The 23,986-nt window shown below is 73.7% G+C and carries 26 protein-coding genes; 15 read left to right on the top strand and 11 right to left on the bottom strand.

Translation table 11 applies throughout. The features are described 5' to 3' along the window. On the top strand, positions 1-586 hold a 586-nt coding region (locus VNL12_RS18305; protein WP_325596413.1), incomplete at its 5' end, for a peptidylprolyl isomerase. Positions 587-629: 43 nt separating this feature from the next. Here the strand turns inward: VNL12_RS18305 and VNL12_RS18300 are convergent. Continuing rightward, positions 630-1,292, bottom strand: a complete 663-nt coding sequence (locus VNL12_RS18300; protein WP_325596411.1) for a Type 1 glutamine amidotransferase-like domain-containing protein — start codon at positions 1,290-1,292, stop codon at positions 630-632. 101 nt (positions 1,293-1,393) lie between these two features. On the opposite strand from VNL12_RS18300, the gene VNL12_RS18295 reads away from it, so the two are divergent. From VNL12_RS18295 to VNL12_RS18270, 6 genes are all read left to right on the top strand, one after another. Further along, positions 1,394-2,227: a sulfite exporter TauE/SafE family protein gene (locus VNL12_RS18295; RefSeq protein WP_325596409.1), complete on the top strand. Its 834-nt coding sequence runs from the start codon at positions 1,394-1,396 to the stop codon at positions 2,225-2,227. Positions 2,228-2,290: 63 nt separating this feature from the next. Continuing rightward, positions 2,291-3,145, top strand: a complete 855-nt coding sequence (locus VNL12_RS18290) for a 3-hydroxybutyryl-CoA dehydrogenase (RefSeq protein ID WP_325596408.1) — start codon at positions 2,291-2,293, stop codon at positions 3,143-3,145. Between the two features lie 73 nt (positions 3,146-3,218). Beyond that, complete coding sequence (locus tag VNL12_RS18285; protein WP_325596406.1) at positions 3,219-4,034, top strand: hypothetical protein; 816 nt, start codon at positions 3,219-3,221, stop codon at positions 4,032-4,034. A gap of 7 nt (positions 4,035-4,041) precedes the next feature. Next, on the top strand, positions 4,042-4,758 hold the full coding sequence (gene aat / locus VNL12_RS18280; RefSeq protein WP_325596404.1) for a leucyl/phenylalanyl-tRNA--protein transferase: 717 nt from the start codon (positions 4,042-4,044) through the stop codon (positions 4,756-4,758). 316 nt (positions 4,759-5,074) lie between these two features. After that, positions 5,075-5,518: a diguanylate cyclase domain-containing protein gene (locus VNL12_RS18275; protein WP_325596402.1), complete on the top strand. Its 444-nt coding sequence runs from the start codon at positions 5,075-5,077 to the stop codon at positions 5,516-5,518. A 104-nt stretch (positions 5,519-5,622) separates the two neighbouring features. After that, entirely contained in the window at positions 5,623-6,369 is a 747-nt protein-coding gene (locus VNL12_RS18270; RefSeq protein ID WP_325596400.1) for a diguanylate cyclase domain-containing protein, read from the top strand. Positions 6,370-6,400: 31 nt separating this feature from the next. Here VNL12_RS18270 and VNL12_RS18265 read toward each other — a convergent pair whose 3' ends face one another. After that, complete coding sequence (locus VNL12_RS18265; protein ID WP_325596398.1) at positions 6,401-7,609, bottom strand: CoA transferase; 1,209 nt, start codon at positions 7,607-7,609, stop codon at positions 6,401-6,403. A gap of 123 nt (positions 7,610-7,732) precedes the next feature. Between VNL12_RS18265 and VNL12_RS18260 the strand changes: the two genes are divergently transcribed. After that, entirely contained in the window at positions 7,733-8,311 is a 579-nt protein-coding gene (locus tag VNL12_RS18260; RefSeq protein WP_325596397.1) for a hypothetical protein, read from the top strand. 19 nt (positions 8,312-8,330) lie between these two features. Here the strand turns inward: VNL12_RS18260 and VNL12_RS18255 are convergent, their stop codons facing one another. Continuing rightward, positions 8,331-8,768 carry a hypothetical protein gene (locus tag VNL12_RS18255; RefSeq protein WP_325596395.1) on the bottom strand — a complete coding sequence of 146 codons (438 nt, stop codon included), beginning with the start codon at positions 8,766-8,768 and terminating at the stop codon, positions 8,331-8,333. 195 nt (positions 8,769-8,963) lie between these two features. On the opposite strand from VNL12_RS18255, the gene VNL12_RS18250 reads away from it, so the two are divergent. After that, positions 8,964-9,842, top strand: a complete 879-nt coding sequence (locus VNL12_RS18250; protein WP_325596393.1) for a hypothetical protein — start codon at positions 8,964-8,966, stop codon at positions 9,840-9,842. Between the two features lie 43 nt (positions 9,843-9,885). Here the strand turns inward: VNL12_RS18250 and VNL12_RS18245 are convergent, their stop codons facing one another. The 3 genes from VNL12_RS18245 to VNL12_RS18235 are packed head-to-tail and all read right to left on the bottom strand — an operon-like array spanning position 9,886 to position 12,802. Next, complete coding sequence (locus tag VNL12_RS18245; protein WP_325596391.1) at positions 9,886-10,926, bottom strand: metallophosphoesterase family protein; 1,041 nt, start codon at positions 10,924-10,926, stop codon at positions 9,886-9,888. Positions 10,927-10,982: 56 nt separating this feature from the next. Then, entirely contained in the window at positions 10,983-12,137 is a 1,155-nt protein-coding gene (gene dusB / locus VNL12_RS18240; RefSeq protein WP_325596389.1) for a tRNA dihydrouridine synthase DusB, read from the bottom strand. A gap of 38 nt (positions 12,138-12,175) precedes the next feature. Next, positions 12,176-12,802: a nucleoside triphosphate pyrophosphatase gene (locus VNL12_RS18235; RefSeq protein WP_325596387.1), complete on the bottom strand. Its 627-nt coding sequence runs from the start codon at positions 12,800-12,802 to the stop codon at positions 12,176-12,178. Positions 12,803-12,984: 182 nt separating this feature from the next. Between VNL12_RS18235 and VNL12_RS18230 the strand changes: the two genes are divergently transcribed. Next, on the top strand, positions 12,985-13,200 hold the full coding sequence (locus VNL12_RS18230) for a hypothetical protein (RefSeq protein WP_325596385.1): 216 nt from the start codon (positions 12,985-12,987) through the stop codon (positions 13,198-13,200). Between the two features lie 11 nt (positions 13,201-13,211). Here the strand turns inward: VNL12_RS18230 and VNL12_RS18225 are convergent, their stop codons facing one another. Next, positions 13,212-13,367, bottom strand: coding sequence for a hypothetical protein (locus VNL12_RS18225; RefSeq protein WP_325596383.1), 156 nt, complete (start codon positions 13,365-13,367; stop codon positions 13,212-13,214). A 38-nt stretch (positions 13,368-13,405) separates the two neighbouring features. Continuing rightward, positions 13,406-14,956: an acyl-CoA carboxylase subunit beta gene (locus VNL12_RS18220; RefSeq protein ID WP_325596381.1), complete on the bottom strand. Its 1,551-nt coding sequence runs from the start codon at positions 14,954-14,956 to the stop codon at positions 13,406-13,408. Between the two features lie 88 nt (positions 14,957-15,044). On the opposite strand from VNL12_RS18220, the gene VNL12_RS18215 reads away from it, so the two are divergent. Then, entirely contained in the window at positions 15,045-15,803 is a 759-nt protein-coding gene (locus tag VNL12_RS18215; RefSeq protein WP_325596379.1) for a maleylpyruvate isomerase family mycothiol-dependent enzyme, read from the top strand. A gap of 250 nt (positions 15,804-16,053) precedes the next feature. Beyond that, complete coding sequence (locus VNL12_RS18210) at positions 16,054-17,133, top strand: ATP-dependent DNA ligase (RefSeq protein ID WP_325596377.1); 1,080 nt, start codon at positions 16,054-16,056, stop codon at positions 17,131-17,133. A 73-nt stretch (positions 17,134-17,206) separates the two neighbouring features. Here VNL12_RS18210 and VNL12_RS18205 read toward each other — a convergent pair whose 3' ends face one another. Both VNL12_RS18205 and VNL12_RS18200 read right to left on the bottom strand, forming a co-directional pair. Further along, positions 17,207-18,370 carry a PQQ-dependent sugar dehydrogenase gene (locus VNL12_RS18205; RefSeq protein WP_325596375.1) on the bottom strand — a complete coding sequence of 388 codons (1,164 nt, stop codon included), beginning with the start codon at positions 18,368-18,370 and terminating at the stop codon, positions 17,207-17,209. A 532-nt stretch (positions 18,371-18,902) separates the two neighbouring features. Continuing rightward, entirely contained in the window at positions 18,903-19,781 is an 879-nt protein-coding gene (locus tag VNL12_RS18200) for a 5'-3' exonuclease (protein WP_325596373.1), read from the bottom strand. An 89-nt stretch (positions 19,782-19,870) separates the two neighbouring features. Here VNL12_RS18200 and VNL12_RS18195 point away from each other — a divergent pair, with 89 nt between their 5' ends. After that, entirely contained in the window at positions 19,871-20,122 is a 252-nt protein-coding gene (locus tag VNL12_RS18195) for a CopG family transcriptional regulator (protein WP_325596371.1), read from the top strand. Next, entirely contained in the window at positions 20,119-20,562 is a 444-nt protein-coding gene (locus VNL12_RS18190; RefSeq protein ID WP_325596369.1) for a type II toxin-antitoxin system VapC family toxin, read from the top strand. Before VNL12_RS18195 ends, VNL12_RS18190 begins: the two co-directional genes overlap by 4 nt. Positions 20,563-20,683: 121 nt before the next feature. Here VNL12_RS18190 and VNL12_RS18185 read toward each other — a convergent pair whose 3' ends face one another. After that, positions 20,684-22,285, bottom strand: a complete 1,602-nt coding sequence (locus tag VNL12_RS18185; RefSeq protein ID WP_325596367.1) for a gamma-glutamyltransferase family protein — start codon at positions 22,283-22,285, stop codon at positions 20,684-20,686. A gap of 304 nt (positions 22,286-22,589) precedes the next feature. On the opposite strand from VNL12_RS18185, the gene VNL12_RS18180 reads away from it, so the two are divergent. Continuing rightward, positions 22,590-23,906, top strand: coding sequence for a hemolysin family protein (locus tag VNL12_RS18180; protein ID WP_325596365.1), 1,317 nt, complete (start codon positions 22,590-22,592; stop codon positions 23,904-23,906). Positions 23,907-23,986 lie beyond the last annotated feature (80 nt).

Genomic DNA, 23,986 nt, shown 5'->3' with positions numbered 1-23,986 from the left:
GGGGCGGACCATCGAGGGGGAGACACCGTGCCCCGCCACCGACGGCTCCGAGGAGCGGGTGGCCGCCTTCGCCCAAGCCCCGCCGACGTGCATCGCCGAGGGCGAGGCCCTCGAGGCTGAGATCGTCACCTCCGCCGGGCCCATCACCATCGCCCTCGACACCGAGGCCGCGCCGGTCATGGTCAACAACTTCGTCGTGCTGGCCCGCTACCGGTACTTCGACGGGTTGCCGTTCCACCGCCTGGTTCCCGACTTCGTGGCCCAGACGGGCTCGAGCGGCACCCCGGACTACGGGTCGGGCGGGCCGGGCTACGACCAGGAGGACATCGAGAAGCCGGCCGACGGCTACGCCCCCGGCGACGTGGCCATGGCCCGGGCCGAGGCCGTCTCGGGGAGCCAGTTCTTCATCGTCGCCAGCGACGCCGGTGCAGCCCAGCTGACCCCGGAGTACCCGCGCTTCGGCCGCGTCACCGAGGGCCTTCCGCTGGTCGCCGAGCTGGCGGCGAAAGGCGACGCCGCCACCGGCGGCACACCCACCGAGGTCATCACCGTCGACTCGGTCACGATCCGCCCCGCCGGGGGCTGATCCGCCGGCGGCTGAGACGGTGGCCCGACGCGTCGGGGGCTCTTCAGCGGGGCAGGTCAGCGAGAGAACCGGGCTGACCGCCGACGAACACCCGGGGCCCCGACGGCCCCACGCCGCGCCACCCGCCGTCGGGGTCGCGCACCAGCGCGGAACCTTCGGCGACGCCGACGATCACGAGGTCCCTCGGCGAAAGGGCCCGGGTGCGGTGCACTGCGTCTTCGGACCAGGTGTCGAACCCGGGGATGACGGTGACGTTGGCGAGCAGGCCCAGACCCACCGTGAACGCGCCCCCGCGCGGGTCGACCATCGGGTCACAGAGCACCATGGCCCCGGCATCCGCGCCGGCGAGGACCGCTCCGTCGTGCCAGGCGGCGACGACCGCCTCCCACACCGGGGTCCCCTTGAGCACCGAGCGCATGTGCATGGGCGAGGCCCCGGCCAGGTAGACGAAGCGCGCGGCGCGCACCACCGCCGCGGTGTCCTCGTCGAGGGCGTCGGGCCGCCGCAGCACGTCGATGCCTCGGACATCCACGCCGAGGGCGCCGAAGCGCTCGGTCGCGGCGTCGACCAGGCGTTGGGGGTGCTCGTAGGCCGCACCGGTCGGCACGACGAGCACCTCGTCGGTGCCGCCGGTCACCAGCTCCGCCTCGACCTCCGTCTCGGGACGGAAGGGGGATCCGCCCACGAGGGCGAGAGGTCCGGACATCCGCTCGACCGTAGTCATGTCGCCGTCCGGGGCCCATCCGCTCGGCCTCTCGACGACGCGTCGACTCGTCTCGGGCGGGGACGCTGGACCAACGTGGCCCCGTGACACGGACCGACCTCCCGACCCCCACGACCGCCCGCCCGGCGGTCCCGTGGGTCCGGGTGGCGGTGGCGGGGCTCATCGCCGGGTTCGCCTCAGGCCTCTTCGGGGTGGGCGGCGGCATCGTCATCGTCCCCGCGCTGGCTCTGCTCGCCCGCTTCCCCCACAAGCTGGCGACCGGCACCTCGCTCACGGCCATCGTGCCGATCTCGATCGCCGGCGCCGCGGGGTACGCAGTGGCCGGTGAGCTCGATGTCGCCTACGCCGCGCTCATCGCCCTCGGCGCCTTCGCCGGCGCGGTCGCGGGGACGCGCTGGCTCCGGACCGTCAGCGGCCCCGCCCTCCAGATCGGCTTCGCCGTCGTCATGATCCTGACCGCAGCACGGTTGGCGGCCGGGGGCGAGGGCGACGGCGCGGGCCGGGCCGACGTGACCGTCGCGACCGTCGTCGGGCTGGTGGTACTCGGAATCGCCGCCGGGGTGTTGGCCGGGATGCTCGGCGTCGGCGGCGGGGTCATCATCGTGCCCGTGCTGACCATCGCCTTCGGCCTGCCCCTGGTGCTGGCCAAGGGCACCTCGCTGGCGGTGATCATCCCCACCGCGATCGTCGGCACGCTCCGCAACCGCTCCGCCGGGCTCACCGCGCTGCGACCGGGGCTCGTCGTGGGGATGGCCGGAGTGATCACCGCCCTGGGCGCCGCGCAGCTCTCCCTCGACCTCGATCCCGAGCTCTCGGCGCTGCTGTTCGCCGGCCTGCTGGTGGCGGTGGCGGCACGGCTGGCGGTCACGGCTCGACACGATGCGGCCGGGGCCGGCGCGGAACCCGACGGGCTCTGACCGACCGGGACCGGCCCCGTGTGACTTTCGGCGCCCTGGTACCCGTCAGTAACCTCGCCGCCCATGGCCATCGCACGCGTGGGAATCGTCGGGTCCGGGATCATGGGAGCGGGCATCGCGGAGGTCGCCGCCAAGGCCGGCCACGAGGTGGTGCTGCGCTCCCGGCAGCAGGCGACCGCCGAGGCGATGGTGGCCGGGCTGGAGAAGAGCCTGGCCAAGCAGGTCGACAAGGGCCGCCTCGACGCGGATGAGCGCGACGCCGTGCTCGGACGGGTGACCGCCACGCATCAGATCGGCGACCTGGCCGACTGCGACCTCGTGATCGAGTCGGTCGTCGAGGACCTCGCCGTGAAGCAGGCGCTCTTCGCCGAGCTCGACCAGGTCGTGAAGCCCGAGGCCATCCTGGCCACCAACACCTCGACCCTCCCGGTGGTGGAGATGGCGGTGGCCACCGAGCGACCCGACCAGGTCGTCGGGGTCCACTTCTTCAACCCGGCTCCGATGATGGCCCTCGTCGAGGTCATCGCCCCGCTCACCGCGTCGGCCGAGACCCTCGAGGCCGTCACCGCCTTCGCCACCGCGTGCGGCAAGGACCCGGTGCAGGTGAAGGACCGCGCCGGCTTCATCGTCAACGCCCTGCTCTTCCCGTACCTCAACAACGCGGTACGGATGCTCGAGAACGGGACCGCCAGCCGCGACGACATCGACGCCGCCATGAAGGGCGGCTGCAACTTCCCCATGGGTCCCCTCGCCCTGCTCGACCTGGTCGGCCTGGACACGTCGCTCGCCATCCTCGACGCCCTCCACGCCGAGTTCGCAGACCCGAACTACAGCGCCGCCCCGGCCCTGCGCCGCATGGTCGCCGCCGGCCACCTGGGCCGGAAGTCCGGCCTGGGCTTCCACGACTACCGCCGGTAGCCCGACTCCTCGACCACACCCAACGGGTGCGTCGGCGCGACGGGTCCGGCCCCGATCGGGGCAAGATGGCGAGGTGTCCTCCCCCTCGTCCGGCCTGACCCCGGCCTCCGGCGGCCCCGACGAAGACCTGGCGCGCGCCCTCGGTGCCGCCACCGGTGGCGATGACGGCGAGGGAGGCCGGCCGAGCGGCGGCCAGATCCGCGAGATCATGGCCCTGGCCCGTCGCTCCGCATCGGCCGCCGGCGCCCGGGCGGTGACCTCCGGACGGTGGCTGTCGGAGGTCTCCCTCGACACCGCCGGCCACCTGCCGGTGCGTGACCTGGCCACCCTGCGCCGGCACCACGACGGGTTGGCCGGTGCCCTCCTCGCCCGCACCCTCATCCGCAACGCCAGCCTCACCAGCGCCGCGGTCGGGGCCACGACGGGGGCCATCGCCGCGGCCTCGCAGACGACGCCGGCCACCTGGGTGGCCCTGCCGGTCGAGCTGGCGGCGGAGACGATGATCGTCGTCGCGGTGGAGATGAAGCTGGCCGGAGAGCTCCACGAGGCCGCCGGCTACGCCATCGCCGGTGACCTGCGGGCCAACGGCGCGCTGATCGCCCGAGCGTGGGCCGAGACCCGGGGCCTGGCGCCGTCAGACCTCACCGCCCTCCTGCGCCCGGGGCAGTCCGCGGCCATCGGGGCGACGGCCTCGGAGATGCTCGGCCGCTCCGCCCGCGATCAGCTGATCAACCAGATCCGACGACGGCTGCTGCGCCGGGCGGGCCGCAACACGCTCACGTTCGTCCCCCTCATGGCCGGTGCCGTCGCCGGCGGCGAGCTCAACCGCCGCGCCACCCGGTCCTTCGGGACCACCGTGGCCGCCTCCCTCGGCATCCGCCCTCCGTAGCCCGGCCGTGCCCCCTCCCCTCGACCCGGGTCCCCCCCAGTGGGCCTTCCCGTCACCGCTCGACGCCGAGGCTGACGGCCCCGTCGGCATCGGGGCCGACCTCGACCCGGCCACGCTGCTCGCCGCGTACCGCGCCGGGGTGTTCCCCATGCCGGTCAGCAGGGGGCGGGTCCTCGCCTGGTGGTCCCCCGACCCGCGAGGGGTGATCCCCCTCGACGGCCTGAGGGTCACCCGCTCGCTGCGGACATCGGTGCGGCGCCATGCGACCACCGTCGACGGCGCCTTCGAGGCGGTGCTCGACGCCTGCGCCGACCCCCGTCGGCCCGGCGGCTGGATCACTCGGAAGATCCGCCGCGCCTACACCGAGCTCCACCGCCTCGGCTGGGCTCACAGCGTGGAGACCTGGACCGAGGACGGGAGGTTGGCCGGCGGCCTCTACGGGGTGGCCATCGGCGGCCTCTTCGCCGGGGAGTCGATGTTCCACCACGAGCGCGACGGGTCGAAGGTGGCCATCGTCGGCTTGGTGGATCGACTCGTCGACGGAGGGGCCACGGTGCTCGACGTGCAGTGGACGACACCCCACCTCCTGAGCCTGGGCGCCGTCGACCTGCCCCGGGCCGAGTACCTCGAGCGCCTGGCCGTCGCGGTGGCCCAGCCCCAGCCCGAGGTGTTCGGGCGCCCCTCTCCGGCCCACCCGGCGGCCGGGGTCCACCACCACCGGTGATCCGGCCGATCCGGCCGATCCGGCCGGCCCGACCGGCCGGGCCTGCCCGGCGCCTCCCGCACGAGGCGCCGGACGACGGCCGGCGACTGATCGATCGCTCGCTCAGCACCGGTCAGGGTACGCGCGGGCGTCGTGCCGCACGTGAGTGGTGAGTACGCAAGCTGCAGCCGGCCGACCCCACGCCGCGGGCGGCCCGCCCCCTCCGACCGTCGGACCCGCACCGGTCTCTGGCGGTCGCCGGTGCTGCGGTGACGCCCCCGGGGGTGACAAGATCGGCGCCGAAGCACCCCCCGTCCCTCCCCGGCTCAGGAGCGCAATGACCGACCAGCTCGTCTCGGACCCGGCGTCGGGCCTGTTCAGCGAAGCGATGCTGCGCGCCCTGCTCCCCTCCCGGGTCGCCACGGCCCGGCGGACGCTCCGCCAGCTCGGCCTCATCCTGGTCAGGATCATCGATGGCCCCGAGCCCCAGGAGCTGGCCGACCTGGTGCTCCACGTGGTCCGGGACTCGGACATGGCGGCCCGGTTCGACGACGGACGCATCGCCCTCGTCCTCGAGTTCACCCCCGGCGAGGGCTGCCTCGTCGTGGCCGAGCGCCTAAAGACCACGGTGAACGAATCCCATCCTGAGGCGACGGTCACCTCGGGCATCGCCTGCTACCCGGCCCACGCCATCTCCTCCGATGAGCTGGTGACGACCGCCGCCGACGCCCTCTCGGGCACCGATCCCGGCGGTGTCATCATCGCTGCGGTCCCCGAATGAACCCACGGCGGCGCGGTGGTGCTTGAAACGCCGGCCACCGGGCCGATCCATCCCTTGTGACTCATCGTGGCGCACCGGGGCTCATCGCGGGCTGCATCGGTCTCGTGCTGGCAGTGACGGCGATGGTGACCGACCAGCCGTGGCTCGCCGGCGCCGCCGGCCTGGCGGCGTTGGTCGCGGGCCTCTTCACCCTGGGCCTCGCCGACCGCCTCCAGCGCACGACCGCCACCGCCGAGGAGGCTCGAGACCGGGCCACCCGGGCCCAGGCCGAGAGCAGCGCCATGGCGGCCCGGGCCGCACGGTTCGAGGCCGAGGCGCTGACCGCCCGCGCCCGCCCCCTCGACCTCGACGCTCCGCCCTCGCTCAGCCGAGGCGACGTCGACCGGGTCACCGACGCCGAGACCGGGCTGTTCAACACCGCCTTCTTCGCGGTCACGCTCGACAAGCGGGTCTCCGCCGCCCGGCGAGGCTTGCGGCCGCTCGCCCTCGCCCTGCTCGAGCCGGTGACCGGGCTCGACGACGGCGCCCCGACACCCGCGGTCGACCACGACGTCGCCGATGCCCTCCTCCAGACGCTCCGCGACTCTGACATCGCCTGCCGCCTCGACGACGACCTGGTCGCCCTGATCCTCGAGGACACCCCCGAGAACGGCGCGGTCTGGACCGTCGAGCGGGTGCGTCGCCGCCTCTCGGGGGAGATCGGTGGCGTCCGCCTGCGCGCCGGGGTGGCCTGCTACCCGGCCCACGCCTTCGACGCCGACCAGCTGCTCGAAGCCGCCCACGAGGCCCTGCGCTCGGCGCGGGACTGGCACCAGGACCGCATCGAGGTCGCCCTCGTCCCCGAGGACTGACCAACCCGGCGCCCCCGACTGGCGCGGCCTCTCAGACGGCCGCTCCGGGGGGCGGTGGGGCGTCGGCGACGGTGCTCTCCACCTCGGCCAGGACCGCTTCGGTGTCGGCCCCCAGCGGGCGCCCGGCCCAGCGCAGCCGTCCCGGCGTGGCTGACAGGCGGGCCACCAAGCCCTGCATGGGAACCCCGTCGACCACCGGCAGGGCCCCCCGGGCCGCCAGGTGGGGGTCGGCCAGGATGTCGCCCATCGTGTGCACCGGGGCCGCCGCCGCGTGGGCGGCTTCGAACGCGACCAGCACGTCGTCGAGGGGACGCCCCGCGATCCAGGCCCCGAGCGTGCCGTCGACCAGCTCGCGGTGGGCGACACGGTCCGAGAAGGTGGCGACCCGGGGGTCGCCGGCGAGCCCGATGAGGGCCATGACCCGCTGGGCGACGGACTCGGCCGAGGTGCTGATGGCCACCCACCGCCCGTCGGAGCACCGGTAGGTGCCGCGCGGCACCGAGTAGGGGATGCCGGCGCCGAGGCGGGGCTGGTCGTAGTCGAGCAGGGCCTTGGCCGACGGCAGCGGACCCATCACCTGCAGCAGCGACTCGTAGAGGTTGGCGTCGACCACCTGGCCGACCCCGCTGTGCACCGCGGCGAGGGTGGCGTAGGCGGCGACGAGGGCGGTGATCTCGTCGGTGAGGGCGATCGGCGGCAGGAGCGGGGCGCCGTCGGGCTCGCCGTTGATCCCGGCAAAACCGCTCATGGCCTCGGCGATGGTGGCGAAGCCGGGGCGCCCGGCGTAAGGCCCGTCCTGGCCGAAGCCGGTGATCCGGGTGACGACGAGGCGCGGGTTGGCCTCGATGAGCTGGACGGGGTCGAGGCCGAGGCGTTCGAGCGTGCCGGGGCGGAAGTTCTCGACCAGGACGTCAGCATCGGCCACGAGGCGGCGCATGCGGTCGAGGTCCTCGGGGTCCTTCAGGTCGAGGACCACGGACCGCTTGTTGCGCCCCTCGAGCTTCCACCACAGGGTCACGTCGTCGCGCGGGTCGCGCCAGCCCATGGCCCGGGTCGTGTCGCCGCCGTCGGGGCGCTCGACCTTGACGACGTCGGCCCCGAAGTCGGCGAGGTACCGGGCGCAGCCAGGACCGGCAACCACCGTCGAGCAGTCGATGACGCGCAACCCGGTGAGCGGGCCGTCGGCGTGGCGGGCCGACGTCGGGAGTGGGTCGGGCGCGGGATCGGTCGGGAGGGCCACGCCACGATCTTCGCCTGACACCGCCGTCTCGACACAGCCGGACGGCGAGGGCCGGCGGATGACGGGGGGATCTCCCCCGCAAGGTGACGAGGGACGACGGGTCGGGCGGGGCAGGGTGGCGCGGTGACCCGCCGTCGATCCGCTCCCCTGCGCCCCCGCCTCGCCCTCCCCCTCGTGGTGGCCGTCCTGGTCGGTGGAGCGTGCGCCGCCCCGGTGGCCGACCGGGCCGGGCGCGAGGCCGGCGAGCGGGTCGAGGCCCCCGACGGAGGGGCCGAAGCGACCACACCCGCCCCATCGGTGCCATCCCCACCGGTCGGCGGGGCCGGGGCCCGGGCCGCCTGGGGCGACGCTCGCGGGGTCGTGGCGGAGCTCGATGACCAGCCGTCGTCGTGTCGGGTGGAGGACGACTCTCGCGGGTCGATGCTCGTGGTCGCTCTCGGCGATGAGGAGACCGCCGGGTTGGCCCGATCCTCGGACTCCCTGCGCCTCACCGTCGGCCCCCTGGCCCACCCGTCGGACGCGAGCTCCCACGACGGCACCTACCTGGCGCACGTCGAGCGCCTCGACCTGGTCGTCAGCGGGGCCGAGGCCCCGAGCGGCGAGGCCGTCACCGGGGTGATCGCCCAGGTCGACGCCGACCTGAGTCGGGCCCGGATGCCCCTCGGCCCCGACGGGACGCTCGAGATCACCTGCGGGACCTGATCGGGTCGCGCGCGCCCGGTCAGGGGCGGGCCTCGTGGCCGCGCCGGACGTGGGTGCGGCGGTCCTCCTTCATCTCGGACTCGAAGACGTGCCGGCGGCCGTCCAGCAGGTCGTCGCGGATGCGCCGCTCGTGGTCGCGGGCGTCGTTCCAGTACCCGTCGTCGAAGTCCTCCACGACCTGGAACGTCCACCGTCCGGTGATCACGTTGCGTCCCACCAGCTCGGCGCGGAGCCGGTCGGCAGAGGCGTCGTGGCCGGCGGAGGCGAGCGCGTCGGCGGCCTCCCCGAAGGCCAGGTCGGCGTGGCCCATGAGCTGGTGGAACTCATAGAGGTGCCCGCGAGCCCGTTCGACCCACTCGAGGGCTTCGGTCACCGTGCCGACGGCCGAGACAGTGGCGTCATCGGTGGCGTCGGGCCGGCGGTGGGCGTCGTCGGGAGGCAGGTCGTCAGTGGCCATGGCTCCACCCTGCCCGGCGCCGGCCGGATCACGCCGCTCGGGGGGTCGGGTCCGCCTCGTGTCGGGCAGGGCGCATTCACGACTCGGTCCGGCTCGCAGTAGGGTCGGCGAAGATCCACCCGCCACCAGGTGGTGCATTCTCGGGGAGAGGCTTTGTCACGATCGTCACCGCATCGTCGCTGGGCCGTCCGTGCGGTGGTCACGAGCATCCTCGCCGCCGTGGCCCTGAGCGGCTGCCTGCCCACCCAGACCGACCGCGGATCGCCGCCCCGCCCGCGGGCGCGGAGCTCGGCGCCGTCGCCCTCCGACGCGGTGGGGGTCCTCACTGACCACGAGACCGAACGCGACATCGGACCGCCGCCTCGCCAGCCGCTGTGGAGCTCGGCGCCGTCGGACTCCTACGCCGTCGGGGTCATCACCCGCGACGCCGTCGACCGCTACACCCTCGCACCGACGGAAACCGGGGTGCGGGTGCGCGGCGAGGCGTCGAACGTGGGCGGCAACACCCGTCTCGTGTTCTGGCGCCGTGGCCTCCCCGCGGTCGTCGACGGGGAGACCTGCGCGACGTGGAGCTCCCAGGGCGGCGCCCGCGTCCAGCAGGGTGCCGCCCTGCGCATCACTCGCGATGGCGACGCCCTCCGGGCCGTCACCGTCACCCAGAACGTGTACTTGTCGCGCTATGCGTTCAACGTCCACACCATCGACACATCCCGCGCCGGGGCGCCGTACCGCGTCGCCGGCCAGATCATCATGACCGACAAGTTCTTCGCCTTCGGCATCCCGCCCCTGCCGTGGCGGTTCTGCGCCCGGGCCCTGGACGACACCGTGACGCTGAAGATCTGGACCGACTCAGAGGCCGAGCCGTCCTGGTTCGACCCCGCGCACACCGGCCGCGTCACCCTCCCCGACGGCTGGGACCACGAAGGCCAGTTCGGCTGGTACGCCGGGCACCTGGACCCCGGAGGCCACGCGGAGTTCTCCGACATGTCGAACTGGTTCTACGACTGGGTGCAGCGGATGGTGCCCCGTCCCACGCCGGCGACGCGCCCGCCGCCGGGGCGTCCCGGCGGCTGAGGGCAACCTCGACCGACCGCCGAGGCGGTCGCGCTCACCTTCGTCAGCGGGGGGGTGCGACCCGGTCGGTGGCGATGAGGAAGCAGCGATCCTCGAGGGCGCCGAAGGCGTAGCCGTCGTAGAGGCCGGCGAACATGTGGCGCGTCTTCTCGGTCCACACCAGCGCCTCGGGCGTCGAGATGCGACGGAAGACGGCGACGATGCCCCCCTCGTGCACCCGGTACTCGGCCCAAGCTCCCGGGTAGTCCTTCACGCAGGCCACCTCGGCCCACGGCACCGACCCCGTGGCCGAGAAGCGGCGGACCTGGTTCCGGTGCGTGTGACCAGCCAGGTAGGCGACGACCGACGGCCGTCGGGCCACGAGCTCGACCAGGCGCTCGGAGTCATCGGGTCGCACCCCGAAGTACCGCTCCGGGCGCTCCTGGGAGGCGGGGTTCCAGACGTGGTGGTGCCCGAGCACGACGACGGGCCGATCAGCCTCCGCGGCGAGGGCATCGAGCCAGTCGAGCTGCTCGGCGGTGACCCCGCCGTACTCGGCCCCGTCGACCGATGTGTCGAGCACGGCCAGCCGGGCTCCGGGCAGCACGACCTCTTGGGTGGGCGTCGCGCCGCGGTCCAGGTGGTGGTAGGACTCGTGGTTTCCCCGCACCCAGGTCATCCGCTCGGCCAGCGGGGCGTAGGTGGCGAGGAACGCGTCAACCTCGTCGTCGGTGCCGTTGCTGGTGAGGTCGCCCTTGACGATCAGGGCGTCGGGGTCGAGGTCGAGGATCTCGGTCACCGCGCCCCGGTTCATCACCTCGGGGTAGGGCGGATCACCCGGTTCGGCGGAGAACACCGGCCCCACGTCGGTGCCCCCGATGCGACCGCACACCTTCTCACCGAAGTGCACGTCGTTGACCGTGGCGAAGGTGGCCAACCGCGCGCCGGGCTCCGGGAGCGTGTGGAACGAGAAGCCGTCGATCTCGTGGTCGGTGTCGGGCTCGAGGCCGTCGATGCGCCGCACGGTGCGTCCGTCGTGGATCACCGCCTCGCGGCTGGCGACGGTGGTGAGCTCGGCCAGCTGTTCGATGGGGATGGTGGTCACTGACCCGAGGGTATCGACCGGTGGACCGCCCCGAGGATGATCGGGTCGACGCCGACTCACCCCCCGGAGACGACGATGTCGGCGCCGACGGGAGGGGCGGGGTCGTCGACGAGGCCGAACCAGCCGTCGGGCACCGTCACCCGGCGGGGTCCGCCGGTGTGGCCCCGCACCACCCGCTCGGCGCCGCGGTGGAGGGTCGCTGCCGGGTCGAGGGCGTCGAGGTGGGCGTGGAGCTCGGCGAGCGAACCGACCTGGGAGAGGGCCCGGCGGACCTCACCGCCCACCGGGTACCCGGCGAGGTACCAGCCGGTGTGCTTGCGCACGTCGCGCACGCCCCGATCCGGTCCGAAGACGTCGACGAGCAGCTCGGCGTGATGACGCAGCACGGCGGTGGCCTCGCCCAGCGAGGGGTGGGGCGCCACCGGGCGGCCGGCCAGGGCGTCGGCCAGGTCGCGGAACAGCCACGGGCGCCCGAGGCAGCCCCGGCCGATGACGACCCCGTCGCACCCGGTCTCGGCCATCATCCGCACGGCATCGTGCGCGTCGAGGATGTCGCCGTTGCCCAGCACGGGGATGGACGTGACCTCCTGCTTCAGCCGGGCGATGGCGCTCCAGTCGGCTCCCCCGGAGTAGAGCTGCTCGGCCGTCCGGGCGTGGAGGGCGACCGCCGCCGCCCCTTCGTCCTCGGCGGTGCGCGCCGCCTCGAGGTACGTCATGTGCTCCGCGTCGAGGCCCATCCGCATCTTCACCGTGAACGGCACGTCACCCGCGGCGCGCACCGAGGCTCCGATGATCGCCGCGAACAACGCCCGGCGCACGGGAAGGGCGGAGCCGCCGCCCTTCCGGGTGACCTTGGGGGCGGGGCAGCCGACGTTGAGGTCGACGTGCTCGACGCCGTGGTCGTCGACGAGGATCCGCACCGCGTCGCCCATGACCCGCGGGTCGACGCCGTAGAGCTGCACGCTGCGGGGCCGCTCGTCGGGGTCGTGGCGCACCATGTCGAGGGTGCGGGCGTTGCCCTCCACGAGGGCCCGGGCGGTGATCATCTCGCTCACGTACAGCCCCGCACCGAACTCGCGGCACAGCCGCCGGAACGCCCGGTTGGTGACCCCGGCCATCGGGGCCAGCACCACCGGCACGTCGAGCGCGAGCGGTCCGATCCGCAACGGCCCCGCACGACCGCTCGAACCTTGGACCGATGTCCGGTCCATCGGTGGACGAGGGTCCAAGGAAGCCAGCGGATCGGCACTCACACGCCGCTCCACAGGTCGGTGACGGAGTGCCCGAGCTCGGCGAGGAGGCGGCGCAACATCGGCAGCGAGAGACCGACGACGTTGGTGTGGTCACCCTCGACGCCGTCGACGAAGGGAGCCGAGCGGCCGTCGAGGGTGAACGAGCCCGCCACCGCCAGCGGCTCGCCCGTCGCGACGTACGCGTCGACCTCGGCATCGGACATGGGCCCGAAGCGCACGGTGGTCGCCGCAACGCCCGACGCCATCCGGCCGGTGCCCGGGTCGACGAGCTGGTGGCCGGTGCGGAGCACCCCCTCGTCCTCGCGCATTCCGCGGATGCGAGCCCGGGCCTCATTGGCCGATGAGGGCTTGCCCCACGTCTCGCCGTGGACGGTGAAGAGCGTGTCGCAGCCGATGACGAGCACAGGTCGGCGGGACGGGAGCCGGCTCGCAGCCACATCCTGCGCCTTGGCCGCGGCCAGCGCGGCGACGAGGGCGTCGGGGTCGTCGGTGCCGAGGCGCGCCGTCACCGCGTCCTCATCGACGTCGCTCACGACCACCTCGGGCTCGATGCCGGCGGCGCGCAGTAGGCGCAGACGAGCCGGCGAGGCCGACGCCAGCACGAGGACGACGGTCGGCGGCACTGGACGATCATCGTCCCCGCCGCGCCGCAGGTCGATTCCGGACCGGTCCACGGCCCGTAGGTTGCCGGTCGTGACCAGAGAGGCGCGCCTCGGTACCGGCCCGTCCAGGTGGCCGAGATCACCGACGGCGACGGCGTCCCGAAGGAGGTCTCCTACGCCGGGATGGTGCTGCTCGCGTCCCGTTGCTCCCGCTGATCGCCCCGGCCCTCGTCCTGACCGTGGTGGCGGCCGTCTTCTACGGTCGGGTGCGGTTCCGGGCGCCGGCCGAACCGGGCCTCGTGGCGCTGGCCGCGGTCGCCGTCGACCACCTCCTGCGGCGCCGGTCGCCCCCCGAGGCCGCACCGGCGGCCCGGCACCGTGCCTCGGTGGGGCGCCAGCCCTCGCCGAGCGATCGCTGACGCCCGCCCCCCTACCAGGGGCGGCGGCGGCGTTGGGGCACCGGCTTCGACCACCAGCGGCCGCTCCAGCGCCAGCGCTCGGCGGGTGGCGGCACCACGGCGACGGCCCGGGGCCAGGCGATCTCGACGGCGGCGACGATGGCCGCCGCCTCCTCGTCGGTGGGCACGGGCCGGATCGAAGCCGAGCCCAGGCCCGGAGGGTGGGTCACAGCGGGACGTTCCCGTGCTTGCGGGGCGGGAGCTCCTCGCGCTTGGTGCGCAGGAGGGCCAGTCCGGCCACCAGCTTGCGCCGGGTCTCGGCCGGGTCGATGACATCGTCGACGTAGCCCCGCTCAGCAGCCACGTAGGGGTTGCACCAGCGCTCGGAGTACTCGTCGACCAGCTCGCCCTTGCGGGCCACGGGGTCCGGAGCGCCGGCGATCTGACTGCGGTAGAGGATCTCGACCGCGCCCGACGCGCCCATCACGGCCAGCTCGGCCGAGGGCCAGGCGAAGGCCAGGTCCGCTCCGATCGACTTGGAGTTCATCACCACGTAGGCGCCGCCGTAGGCCTTGCGGGTGATGACCTGGATGCGGGGCACCGTCGACTCGCAGAAGGCGTAGAGCAGCTTGGCCCCGTGGCGGATGATGCCGCCGTGCTCCTGGCCGACGCCGGGCAGGAACCCAGGCACGTCGACGAAGGTGACCAGCGGGATGTTGAACGAGTCGCAGACCCGCACGAAGCGGGCCGCCTTCTCCGAGGAGTCGATGTCGAGCACGCCAGCGTAGAACATCGGGTTGTTGCCGACCACGCCGATGGGCTGGCCGTCGATGCGGGCGAAGCCACACGTCATCGACTGGGCCCAGTTCGGGAAGTACTCGACGTAGTCCGCGTCGTCGGCAATGACCTCGACGACCTTGCGCATGTCGTAGGGCTGGTTCGGGCTGTCGGGGATCATGTCGGCCAGCTCGTCGCACGAGCGGTCGGGGTCGTCCTCGGCCACCGACCGGGGCGGCTCCTCCATGTTGTTGGCGGGCAGGAAGCCCATCAGGTAGCGCACGTCGTCGAGCACGCCCCGGTCGTCGGACGCGGTGAAGGCGGCGACGCCGGACTTGGCCGAGTGGGCGTGGGCCCCGCCGAGCTCCTGCTGGGTGACGTCCTCGCCGGTCACGGTCTTCACCACGTCGGGACCGGTGATGAACATGTAGGAGGTGTCCTCGACCATGAACACGAAGTCGGTCATGGCTGGGCTGTAGACGGCGCCACCGGCGCAGGGGCCCATGATGACGCTGATCTGGGGCGTGACGCCCGAGGCCTTCACGTTCCGGTAGAAGATGCCGCCGTAGGAGGCCAGGCTGACCGGGCCCTCCTGGATGCGGGCCCCGGCGCCGTCGTTGAGGCCGATGACCGGCGCCCCGACCTTCAGCGCCAGGTCCATCACCTTGTGGATCTTCTCGGCGAACACCTCGCCGAGGGCGCCGCCGAAGAGGGTGAAGTCCTGGCTGAACACGAAGACCTTGCGACCGTCGATCAAACCCCACCCGGTGATCACGCCGTCGGTGAGCGGCTTGTCGGGGATGTCGCGGTTGCGGTGCCGGGCCAGCATGTCGAGCTCGTTGAACGACCCCTCGTCGAGGAGGTACTCGATGCGCTCCCGGGCGAGCATCTTGCCCCGGTCGTGCTGACGCTGGACCGAACGCTCGGACCCGGGCTGGCGGGCCTCCTCCTTCAGCTTCGCCAGGGCGGCGATCTGCTCGCTGAGCGGGTGCGCAGTCATGGGATCGAACCTAGGCGCGCCCCTCGACCCCCGCCTAACGGCGAGCCCAGCGACGGCGCGCGGCCGGGGTGGTGCGTACTCTCCGGGCATGAAGCCCGACGAGCACCGTGCCACCATCGCCGCCGAGGGAGGTGCCGTCGCCGCCCTCCCCGCCTCCGGGTTGGGGACCGCCGTGCCCTCGTGCCCCGGGTGGTCCGTCGAGCGCCTCGTCGGTCACCTGGGACGGGTCCACGTCTGGGCCGCCGCCTTCCTCGCCGCCGGACCCGACGGAGGAGAGGTCGACGCCGGCCCCCGTCCACCGAAGGGTGAGGCCGTGCTGGCGTGGTACCGCGAGGCGCTCGACGGTCTGCTCGCCCAGCTCGACCGCCAGGATCCGGCGGCCCCCACGACCAGCTTCGCCGGCCCCAGCACGGCCGCGTTCTGGTTCCGGCGCCAGGCCCACGAGATCGCGATGCACCGCTGGGACGCGCAGGATGCCATCACCCCCGGCGGCGCCATCCCCTTCCGCACCCCGGCGGCCGTCGACGGCATCGACGAGTGGCTCGACGTGTTCGTCCCGCGGGTCCTCGACGCCGCCGGGGGTCCCCCGAGCGAGCTGATCGGGGCCACCCTGCACCTGCACTGCACCGACGACGGGCTCGCCGCAGGTACCGGCGAGTGGCTGATCCGGCTGACCGAGGCCGGGGCCGAGATCACCCGGGCCCACGCCAAGGGCGATGCCGCCGTGCGGGGTGAGGCGTCGGACATCCTCCTCGCCGTGTGGCACCGCGTACCGCTCGACGGACTCGACGTGGTGGGAGACGTCACGCGGGCTCAGGCCATCCTCGACCTGGTGCACGTCACCTGAGTCACCCACCGGTGACAGCACGGCCCCCGCCGAGCCCGTTCGGCGCACCCGGAGTCCCCGAACCCGGGGCGGGGCGAGCCACAGCGTCAGGGAGGCGGGCCGAAAGCGGGCCTGTCGGGCCGCAGCGCCCACCGCCAGCTGGCCTCGGCGCGCCAGACCCTCGTGTGTGGGTCTACCCGGGCCGCGGTCGCCCTGGTCCGTGACGGGTGAGGCCCGCCTCGGGACGGCGGGCGGCGGTACGGTCGCCGCCATGGACCTGCCCGTGCTGCCACCGCTCACGCCCATGCTGGCCAAGGCCCACGCCGGGCTCCCCCCGGGTGAGGGTGGTGACTGGTGGTTCGAGCCCAAGTGGGACGGGTTCCGGGTCGTGGTGTTCCGCGCCGGCGACGAGGTCGAGCTCTCCTCGCGCGGGGGCAAGCCCCTGACCCGCTACTTCCCCGAGGTGCTCGACCCGCTGCGCGCCGCCCTGCCCGACCGGGCGGTGGTCGACGGTGAGATCGTCGTGCCGACCGACCAGGGCCTCGACTTCGACCTCCTCGGCCAGCGCATCCACCCCGCCGCGTCGCGGGTCGAGCGCCTCGCGGCGGAGACCCCGGCCGAGGTCGTGGCCTTCGACCTGCTGGCGCTCGGCGACGCGGACCTGACGGGCGCCTCGCTGGCCGAGCGTCGGCGCGCCCTGGAGGGCGCGGTCGAGACGTCGGGCCAGGTGCACGTCAACCAGGGGACCTTCGATCGCGACACCGCCCAGGACTGGTTCGTGCGCTTCGAGGGCGCGGGTCTCGACGGGGTCATCGCCAAGCCGGCGGGCAGCCCCTACGCGCCGGGCGTGCGCGGGTGGATCAAGGTCAAGCACAGCCGCACCGCCGATGTCGTGGTCGCCGGCTACCGGGTGCACAAGGACGGCAACGGCGTCGGCTCGCTGATGATGGGGCTCTACGACGACGACGGTCGGCTCCACAGCATCGGCGTGGCGTCGTCGTTCAAGGCCGACCAGCGCCGTCAGCTGAAGGCCGAGCTCGCCGCGCTGGTGCTCGACCCCTCCGACATGGGTGACCACCCGTGGGCCGAGTGGGCCGACCCCGAGGCCCACGCCGAGGGTCGCCTGCCCGGTGCGCCGTCGCGCTGGAACGGCCAGAAGGACCTGTCCTTCACGCCCCTGCGCATCGAGCGCGTCGCCGAGGTCGGCTACGAGCGGGTCGACCACGGCCGCTTCCGCCACACCAGCCGCTTCCTGCGCTGGCGCCCCGACCGCGAGCCGTCGTCGTGTCGCTACGACCAGCTCGAGGTCGTCCCGCCCGTCGAGCTGGCCGAGGTCCTCGGCCGGGCCTGACCGTCGTCGGGCGAACCGCGGACCATGCCCGCCACCACGGTGGATGTCGGTCCGAAGCCTCGAGTGGGAGCGGTCAGCTGGGGGTGATGCGGATGATGCGGTCGTTCGACCCGTTGGAGGTGGTGAGGTAGAGGAGGCCGTCGGGGCCCAGCTGGGCGGTGCGGATGCGCCCGAAGGAGCCCTGGTAGATCCGGGCGATCTCGGTGACGGTGCCGTTGCGCTGCGGTTGCATGATGAGCAGGCTCTGGCCCTTGAGCGTGGCGACGACGAGGCGGTCGTCCCACCCCTTCCACCCGCTCCCGGAGAGCCAGGTGATGCCCGACGTGGCCACCGTCGGGACCCCCGAGGACCACGCCGCGGTCCGCGCCGAGGGGAACTTCGTGGTGTCGGTCATGGGGACGTCCTCGTTGTAGCCCGGCACCGGATCCCACCCGTGGTTGCCGCTTTGGCCCCGATTGATCTCGTCGTCGCGGTCGGGGCCGTGCTCCGCCGACCAGAGCGTGCCATCGGCCGGGCGGATGGCCAGGCCCTGCACGTTGCGGTGGCCATAGCTCCAGATGCGCCGGGTGATCGCGTCGGCGCTCGACGCGAACGGGTTGCCGGCCACTCCAGCCCCAGTGTCGGGGTCCACGCGCAGGACCTTCCCCCCCAGTGAGGTGAGGCTCTGGGGGGTGGTGCCGATGGTGGCATCGCCGGTGCCGACGTAGAGGCGGCCGGAGTCGTCGAAGCGCAGGCGGCACCCGCCGTGACGCCCGGAGGAGGCGGGCATCCCGGTGACGATCGGGGCCTGGCGGGCGAGGGCGGTGCCGGCCGCGTTGGCCACCCACGGGATGACCCGGACGTCGCTGCGGGAACCGTTGGTCCACCCCTGGCAGGTGTAGACGCGGCGGTTCGCGTTGAAGCGGGGGTCGACCACCACGCCCATCAGGCCGGTCTCACCGCTGACCCACAGGTCGCTCAGGTCCGCAGCGAGCTGGTTGGTCGCCCCGTTGGCCTGGCGGCGCACGATGCGCCCGCCCCGCTCGGTCCAGATGATCGAGCCCGACGGGGTGAAGGACAGGTCCCACGGGTGCGAGAGGCCCGCCACGAGCGTCTGGGCGGTGAGGGTCGGCGGAGCAGTCTCGCAGGCCGCCAGCCCTGCGCTGCCGAAGGCAAGGGCCAGGGCGGCCACCGCCAACCGACCGGTGCGTCCGACCGTCCGCCGGAGCGTTGGTGGGGTCGACCTGCTGGGTTTCATGGGGCCTCCTCGGGTGCGCCCGCCCCCACAGCGTTGCGCGCTCAGCGCGGTCGCGCCGTCGATGCCGGTGACCGCCCGGCCGCCCGGCCCGTTCGTGCCTGCGCCCCGAAAGCCGGGGTGGGATGGGTGAGGTTCAAACTGCCACTTTTCGCCACTCTCCGTAAGTGAGTCGCCCCCTGGCGAGGTCTTCCCTGCTCAGGGCCGTGTTCGGACCCCCTCTGCGCCCCCCGGCGGGCCTGTGACTAGTCCGTGAAACCATCCGTCCGGGCTATAGGACGGAGGTCGAACATCTTGCACAGTATGCGCAGCAGCTGGGTGGGACGCAGCGCGTGCGATGCACCAAACGCCCGGTCGCCAGCTCGGTTCGGGGGATCCGAGCGGGTCGATCGGTGGTGAGGGCGATCCTCACCACCAGCTGCCGCCAAGGAGACCACCGTGAGGGCGGTGACCAGGAGCCCGGGAGGGGGGCTCCTGGTCACCGCCCTCCGGCGTTCGGGCCACGGGTGCTCCCGTCCCACGGCACGGACGGCGCTCAGGCGTTCCGCGCTGCGGCCAGAGCCGAGGCCCGCCCCGCCAAGCCCGGGGCGTCGAGGCCCGCCGCCAGCTCCGCCAGCTCCCGACGGGGGCCGGTCCAGCGCAGGGCGTCGACCGTGTCGGGGACCGGGGCGTCGAGCTCGAGGGTGGCCAGGCGCTTGAACAGCAGCGCGTCGGCCCGGTTGTCGCGGAGCGTGGCCGACAGGGTGCCGGCGCTGCGCACCTTGAGGGCCCACATCGGGGCGTCGTAGGGGATGTCCTCGATGTGGCCGAACTTCCGCAGCACGGTGGCGGCCGACCTGGCTCCCCAGCCCGAGAGGCCGGGGAAGCCATCGGCGCTGTCGCCGACGAGCGCCAGCCAGTCGGGGATGGACTCGGGCGCCACGCCGTACTTCTCGATGACCCCGGCGGCGTCGATCACGGTGCCCTTGCGCCGGTCCATCTGGACGACCTTGCCGCCCACGCACTGGGCCAGATCCTTGTCCGGCGTGCAGATCCACACCCGCTCGACCCGATCGTCAGCCGCCGCGACCTTGGCCATCGCCCCCAGTCCGTCGTCGGCCTCGTGCTCGACCATCACCAGCGTGGTGATGCCGGCCGCCTCCAGCACCTCCTCGAACAGGCCGAACTGGGCCAGGAGCGCCGGATCGATCCCCGAACCGTCCTTGTAGCCAGGCCACATTTCGTTGCGGAACGACTCGATCACGTGGTCGGTGGCCACCGCCAGGTGGGTCGCCCCCTCCTCGAGCATCCGGAGAACGGAGCCCACCGCGGCCCGCACCGCGCCGACCTCCCGGCCGTCGTCGGTGACGTGCGAGGGCACGGCGAAGAAGTGCCGGAACAGCTCATAGGTGCCGTCGACGAGGTGGACCTGCATGGGGCACATCCTTACCAGTCGTGCTCAGAGGGTGTTCCGGGTCGCCAGCCCGCGCTGATTGCGCTCACCCTGGGTAAGCATGCGACAGTATGAGCATGTTGTCGGAGCGACTGCAGGTGCTAATCGACCGTGACCAGCGGGACCGCCTCGAGCGCGAGGCCCAACGTCGCGGAGCATCGGTCGCCACCCTGGTCCGCGAGGCCATCGATGAGGCCTTCCCCCCGGGCCACGCTGCCCGCCGGGCGGCCGCCGCCGCCTTGCTCGACGCCGAGCCCATGGAGGTGCCACCGGTCGCCGATCTGCTCGACGAGCTCGACGAGCTGCGCGGTCAACGGGCGTGATCGCACTCGACACCACCGTGCTCGTCTACGCGGTGGGCACCGACCACCCGCTCCTGGAGCCCAGCCGGTCCATCGTGCGGGCGGTCGGCGACGGGCGGTTGGCGGCGACCACGACCGTCGAGGTGATCCAGGAGTTCGCCCACGTCCGGGCCCGACGCCGCGACCGGCGGGAGGCATCGGAGCGCGCCGCTGAGTTCGCGGCGCTGCTGGCCCCGCTGCTCCAACCCGACGCGGAGGACCTGCGGGACGGGCTCGACCTGTTCGCTGCGGGGCCGCGGCTGGGCGCGTTCGATGGTGTGCTGGCCGCGGTCGTGGCTCGCCACGAGCGGGTGACGGGCCTGGTCTCGGCGGATCGTGCCTTCGCCGAGGTGACCGGCCTCGTGCACCACGACCTGGCGGCGTCCGACGTGCTCGACACACTGGGGGGCCTCCAGCCCTGAGCCAGTCGGGTCCCCGGGTACCGACGACCTCCTCGGTGCCGCCCGCGAAGGTGCGACCCGGGTTCACCACCGCGCCATACGGCCCACGCCGTCGGGGGCCGGGTCCGGGTCGCAGCATCGGTCAGACCGAGGCGACCGCGGCGCCGGTCATGGCCCGCACGTCGGCGGCGCCGGCGCGGATCCCATCAGCGCGGACCTCGATCACCTGCGCGTGGCCGAAGCCGGCGGGGTCGACGCCCGCCACCTCGACCCGATGGCCCCGCTCGGTGAGGCCGTCGGCCCAGGCCGCAGGGGCGTGGGCCTCGACCCGCACGACCTGCTCGCTCGCCTTCCAGGTGTCGAAGCCGCGGTCCGAGCCGGAGCTGAGCACGAAGCGGGCGGCGGCCACGACCTCACCGGGCTCCTGGCCGCCGCCCAGCAGTCGGGCCGCCATCTGCAGCACCACCTGCGGCTGGGAGTCTCCGCCCATGGTGCCGAGCACAGCCCGCAGTGCCCCGTCGGGCCGGGTGACGAGGGCCGGGGCCAGCGTGTGCGGCGGCTTGCGGCCGGGGCCGTACTCGGCCGGGTGGGCGGCCTCGAGCGAGAAGCCGATGCCGCGGTTGTGCAACAGCACCCCGGTGCCGGGCACCGCGACGTGGCACCCGAAGCCCGACGCGTTGGATTGGATGAGGCTGACGCCCATGCCCTCGGCGTCCACCGCGCACAGGTAGATGGTGCCGCCGCCCCGGCTCGGGGCCACGGCGCCCGACGGACGATCGGGGTCGAAGCGGGCGGCGGCCGCCCGCAGCCGGGGCTCGGCGAGCAGCGCAGCGCCATCGGCCCCCTCGTGCAGCATCGTGGGACGGTCGTGGCCGGCGAGGCGGGAGGCCTCGACGAGGAGGTGCGCCCACGCCGGATCGTCCGCCGGTGGGAGCCCGTCGCCGGCCACCCACTCGGCGACGCGAGCCGCCGCCAGCGTCAGGTAGCCCTGCGACACAGGGGGGACGGTCCAGAGGTCATGGCCCCAGACCCGGAGCCCCAGGGGCTCGACCCACGCCGCTCCGGAGCGGACCAGGTCGTTCGGCTCGTACTCGCCCCCGCCGACCTCGAGCAGGGACTGACCGAACTCCCCCTCGTAGAACCCGGCCCGCCCGTTGCGGGCGATGTCGGCCAGCACGCGGGCGACATCGGGGCGCAGGACCCGCTGACCCGGGTCGGGTCTCACCGTGGCCAGCTCGTCACAGCCGTGGAGCCCGTCGAGGCCGTGGAGCATGAACGAGAGCATCGGCGACGCCGGGAACCCGCCCTCGGCCAGACGGCGGGCCGGGGCCAGCACCTCGGCCCACGGACGTCGTCCGTGGCGTTCGTGGAGCGCGCTCCACCCATCGACGCACCCGGGCACCGGCGCGGCGCGGACATCGCCCCGGAACGGGACCTCGGTGTGGCCCTCGGCCCGGAGGCGGGCCGCGTCGGCCCCCGAGCCGGCTCGCCCGGCGGCGTCGAGCACGTCGGGCGGGCCCGGCCGGTGGTGCACGAGGGCGAAGAGGTCGCCGCCCAGACCGCACATGTGGGGCGTGGTCACGGTGAGCACCGCGCTGGCGGCCATCGCCGCGTCGGCCGCAGACCCCCCGGCGGCGAGCAGCTGCGCTCCCGCAGAGGACGCCAGGTGGTCGACCGAGCAGACCATGCCCCGCGCCGCGTAGGTCGTCGGCCAGGGGCGGGTGGTGGGCGAAGGGGCGGCCATGAGCGCCCGACGCTACCGACCGGCGTCGGATCCGGTGGTCCGCGGCGCAGCCGGCGCCGCCGATCCGGGCGCTACGCTCACCCCGTGCCCCCGAGCACCGACCCCGACCACCCTGGCAGTCCGGGGCCGGACCTTCGCTCACGACCGAGCGTTGTCCGGCGCCCCCACTCCTCCGGCCCGAGCGCACCGCTCGGGCGCCAGTCCGTGACCCCCGACATCCCGTGCGTTGCGGGTCTACCGGCGCGCCTCGGGCCGCGCCGGGTGCGCGCCGGGCACCCCCGATCACCTCGCTCCAGGAGCCCCCGTGTCTGAAATCCTGCCCCAGGTGGGGCTGGTCGCCCTGCTCGTCATCGTGAACGCCGCCTTTGCCGGCACCGAGCTGGCGTTGGTGACGCTCCGGGAGAGTCAGATCCAGCGGCTGGAGTCCAAGGGGCGACGGGGACGCACCCTGGCCACGCTGGCCCGAGATCCCAACCGCTTCCTGGCCACGATCCAGATCGGCATCACGCTCGCCGGGTTCCTGGCGTCGGCGGCCGCCGCGGTGTCGCTCGCCGAGCCGCTCGAGGCGCCGTTGGGCTTCCTCGGGGGCGCCGCCGGACCGGTCTCCATCGTGGTGGTCACCCTGGTCTTGTCGTACGTGACGCTGGTGTTCGGCGAGCTGGCCCCCAAGCGCATCGCCATGCAGCGAGCCGAGGGCTGGGGCCTGCTCGCCGCCCGTCCCCTGGCCGTGGTCTCCGCCGTCACCCGTCCGGCGGTGTGGGTGCTCAGCCGCTCGACCGACGTCGCGGTCCGCCTCATGGGCGGCGACCCGAACCGCCACGGCGAGGAGGTCACCGAGGAGGAGCTGCGCGACATGGTGGCCTCCCAGCCAGGCTTCACCGACCAGCACCGCACCATCCTCTCGGGCGCCTTCGAGATCGCCGGTCGCACCCTTCTCGAGGTCGTGCGGCCTCGACGCGACGTGTTCGTGCTGGCCCCCGACACGACCTGCGATGTCGCTCTGCACGACCTCGCCCTCTCCAGCCACACTCGGGCCCCCGTCGCCGAAGACGGCAACCTCGACGAGTTCCTGGGGGTCGTCCACCTCCGCGACCTGGTCGACACCCAGTGCGCCACCGTCGGTGAGGTCACCCAGCCCGCCCCCGCGTTCCCCGAGACCGCCGGGGTGCTCGACGCCCTGCGCAAGATGCAGGCCGGCCGCCACCAGATGGCCATCGTGATCAACGAGCACGGCGGCACCGAGGGCATCGTCACCGTCGAGGACCTGCTCGAGGAGCTGGTCGGCGAGATCTACGACGAGACCGACAAGGACATCCTCGCCATCCGCCACGAGCCCGACGGGGCCATCGTCCTGCCCGGTCGCTTCCCGGTCCACGACCTGCCCGACATCGACGTCGGGCTGCCCGACGGGCCCTACTCGACCGTGGCCGGCCTGGTCCTCCACCAGCTGGGTCGCATCCCCGAGCACCCCGGCGACGTGATGGTGGTCGGTTCCTGGCAGCTCGAGGTCATGGCCGTCGACGGCCGGGCCATCACCGAGGTGCGACTCCGCGCCGACCCCGACGCCCCGTCGACGATCGACGAGGACGACCGCGACCGCGAGGCCGCCCGATCGACGTGAGCCGCGGCGCGCCTCGACATCGAGGACGGCGGCCCGGTGATCACGGTGGTGCGCCCGGTCGGCGGCGGACAGGTCGGTGG

Origin of the sequence: Iamia sp. (assembly GCF_035575815.1) — a bacterium.
Classification (GTDB): domain Bacteria; phylum Actinomycetota; class Acidimicrobiia; order Acidimicrobiales; family Iamiaceae; genus Iamia.
The sequence above is the reverse complement of the archived record's forward strand: the minus strand, read 5'-3'. Positions and strand labels throughout refer to the sequence as shown.

Excerpts from the sequence above, each read along its gene's own strand:
- VNL12_RS18195 (WP_325596371.1), top strand. The coding sequence starts at position 19,871 with ATGAGCATGTTGTCGGAGCGACTGCAGGTGCTAATCGACCGTGACCAG.
- VNL12_RS18220 (WP_325596381.1), bottom strand. The coding sequence starts at position 14,956 with ATGACTGCGCACCCGCTCAGCGAGCAGATCGCCGCCCTGGCGAAGCTG.
- VNL12_RS18255 (WP_325596395.1), bottom strand. The coding sequence starts at position 8,768 with ATGGCCACTGACGACCTGCCTCCCGACGACGCCCACCGCCGGCCCGAC.
- VNL12_RS18210 (WP_325596377.1), top strand. The coding sequence starts at position 16,054 with ATGGACCTGCCCGTGCTGCCACCGCTCACGCCCATGCTGGCCAAGGCC.
- VNL12_RS18275 (WP_325596402.1), top strand. The coding sequence starts at position 5,075 with ATGACCGACCAGCTCGTCTCGGACCCGGCGTCGGGCCTGTTCAGCGAA.
- VNL12_RS18300 (WP_325596411.1), bottom strand. The coding sequence starts at position 1,292 with ATGTCCGGACCTCTCGCCCTCGTGGGCGGATCCCCCTTCCGTCCCGAG.
- VNL12_RS18200 (WP_325596373.1), bottom strand. The coding sequence starts at position 19,781 with ATGCAGGTCCACCTCGTCGACGGCACCTATGAGCTGTTCCGGCACTTC.
- VNL12_RS18205 (WP_325596375.1), bottom strand. The coding sequence starts at position 18,370 with ATGAAACCCAGCAGGTCGACCCCACCAACGCTCCGGCGGACGGTCGGA.
- VNL12_RS18185 (WP_325596367.1), bottom strand. The coding sequence starts at position 22,285 with ATGGCCGCCCCTTCGCCCACCACCCGCCCCTGGCCGACGACCTACGCG.
- VNL12_RS18290 (WP_325596408.1), top strand. The coding sequence starts at position 2,291 with ATGGCCATCGCACGCGTGGGAATCGTCGGGTCCGGGATCATGGGAGCG.
- dusB (WP_325596389.1), bottom strand. The coding sequence starts at position 12,137 with ATGGACCGGACATCGGTCCAAGGTTCGAGCGGTCGTGCGGGGCCGTTG.
- VNL12_RS18215 (WP_325596379.1), top strand. The coding sequence starts at position 15,045 with ATGAAGCCCGACGAGCACCGTGCCACCATCGCCGCCGAGGGAGGTGCC.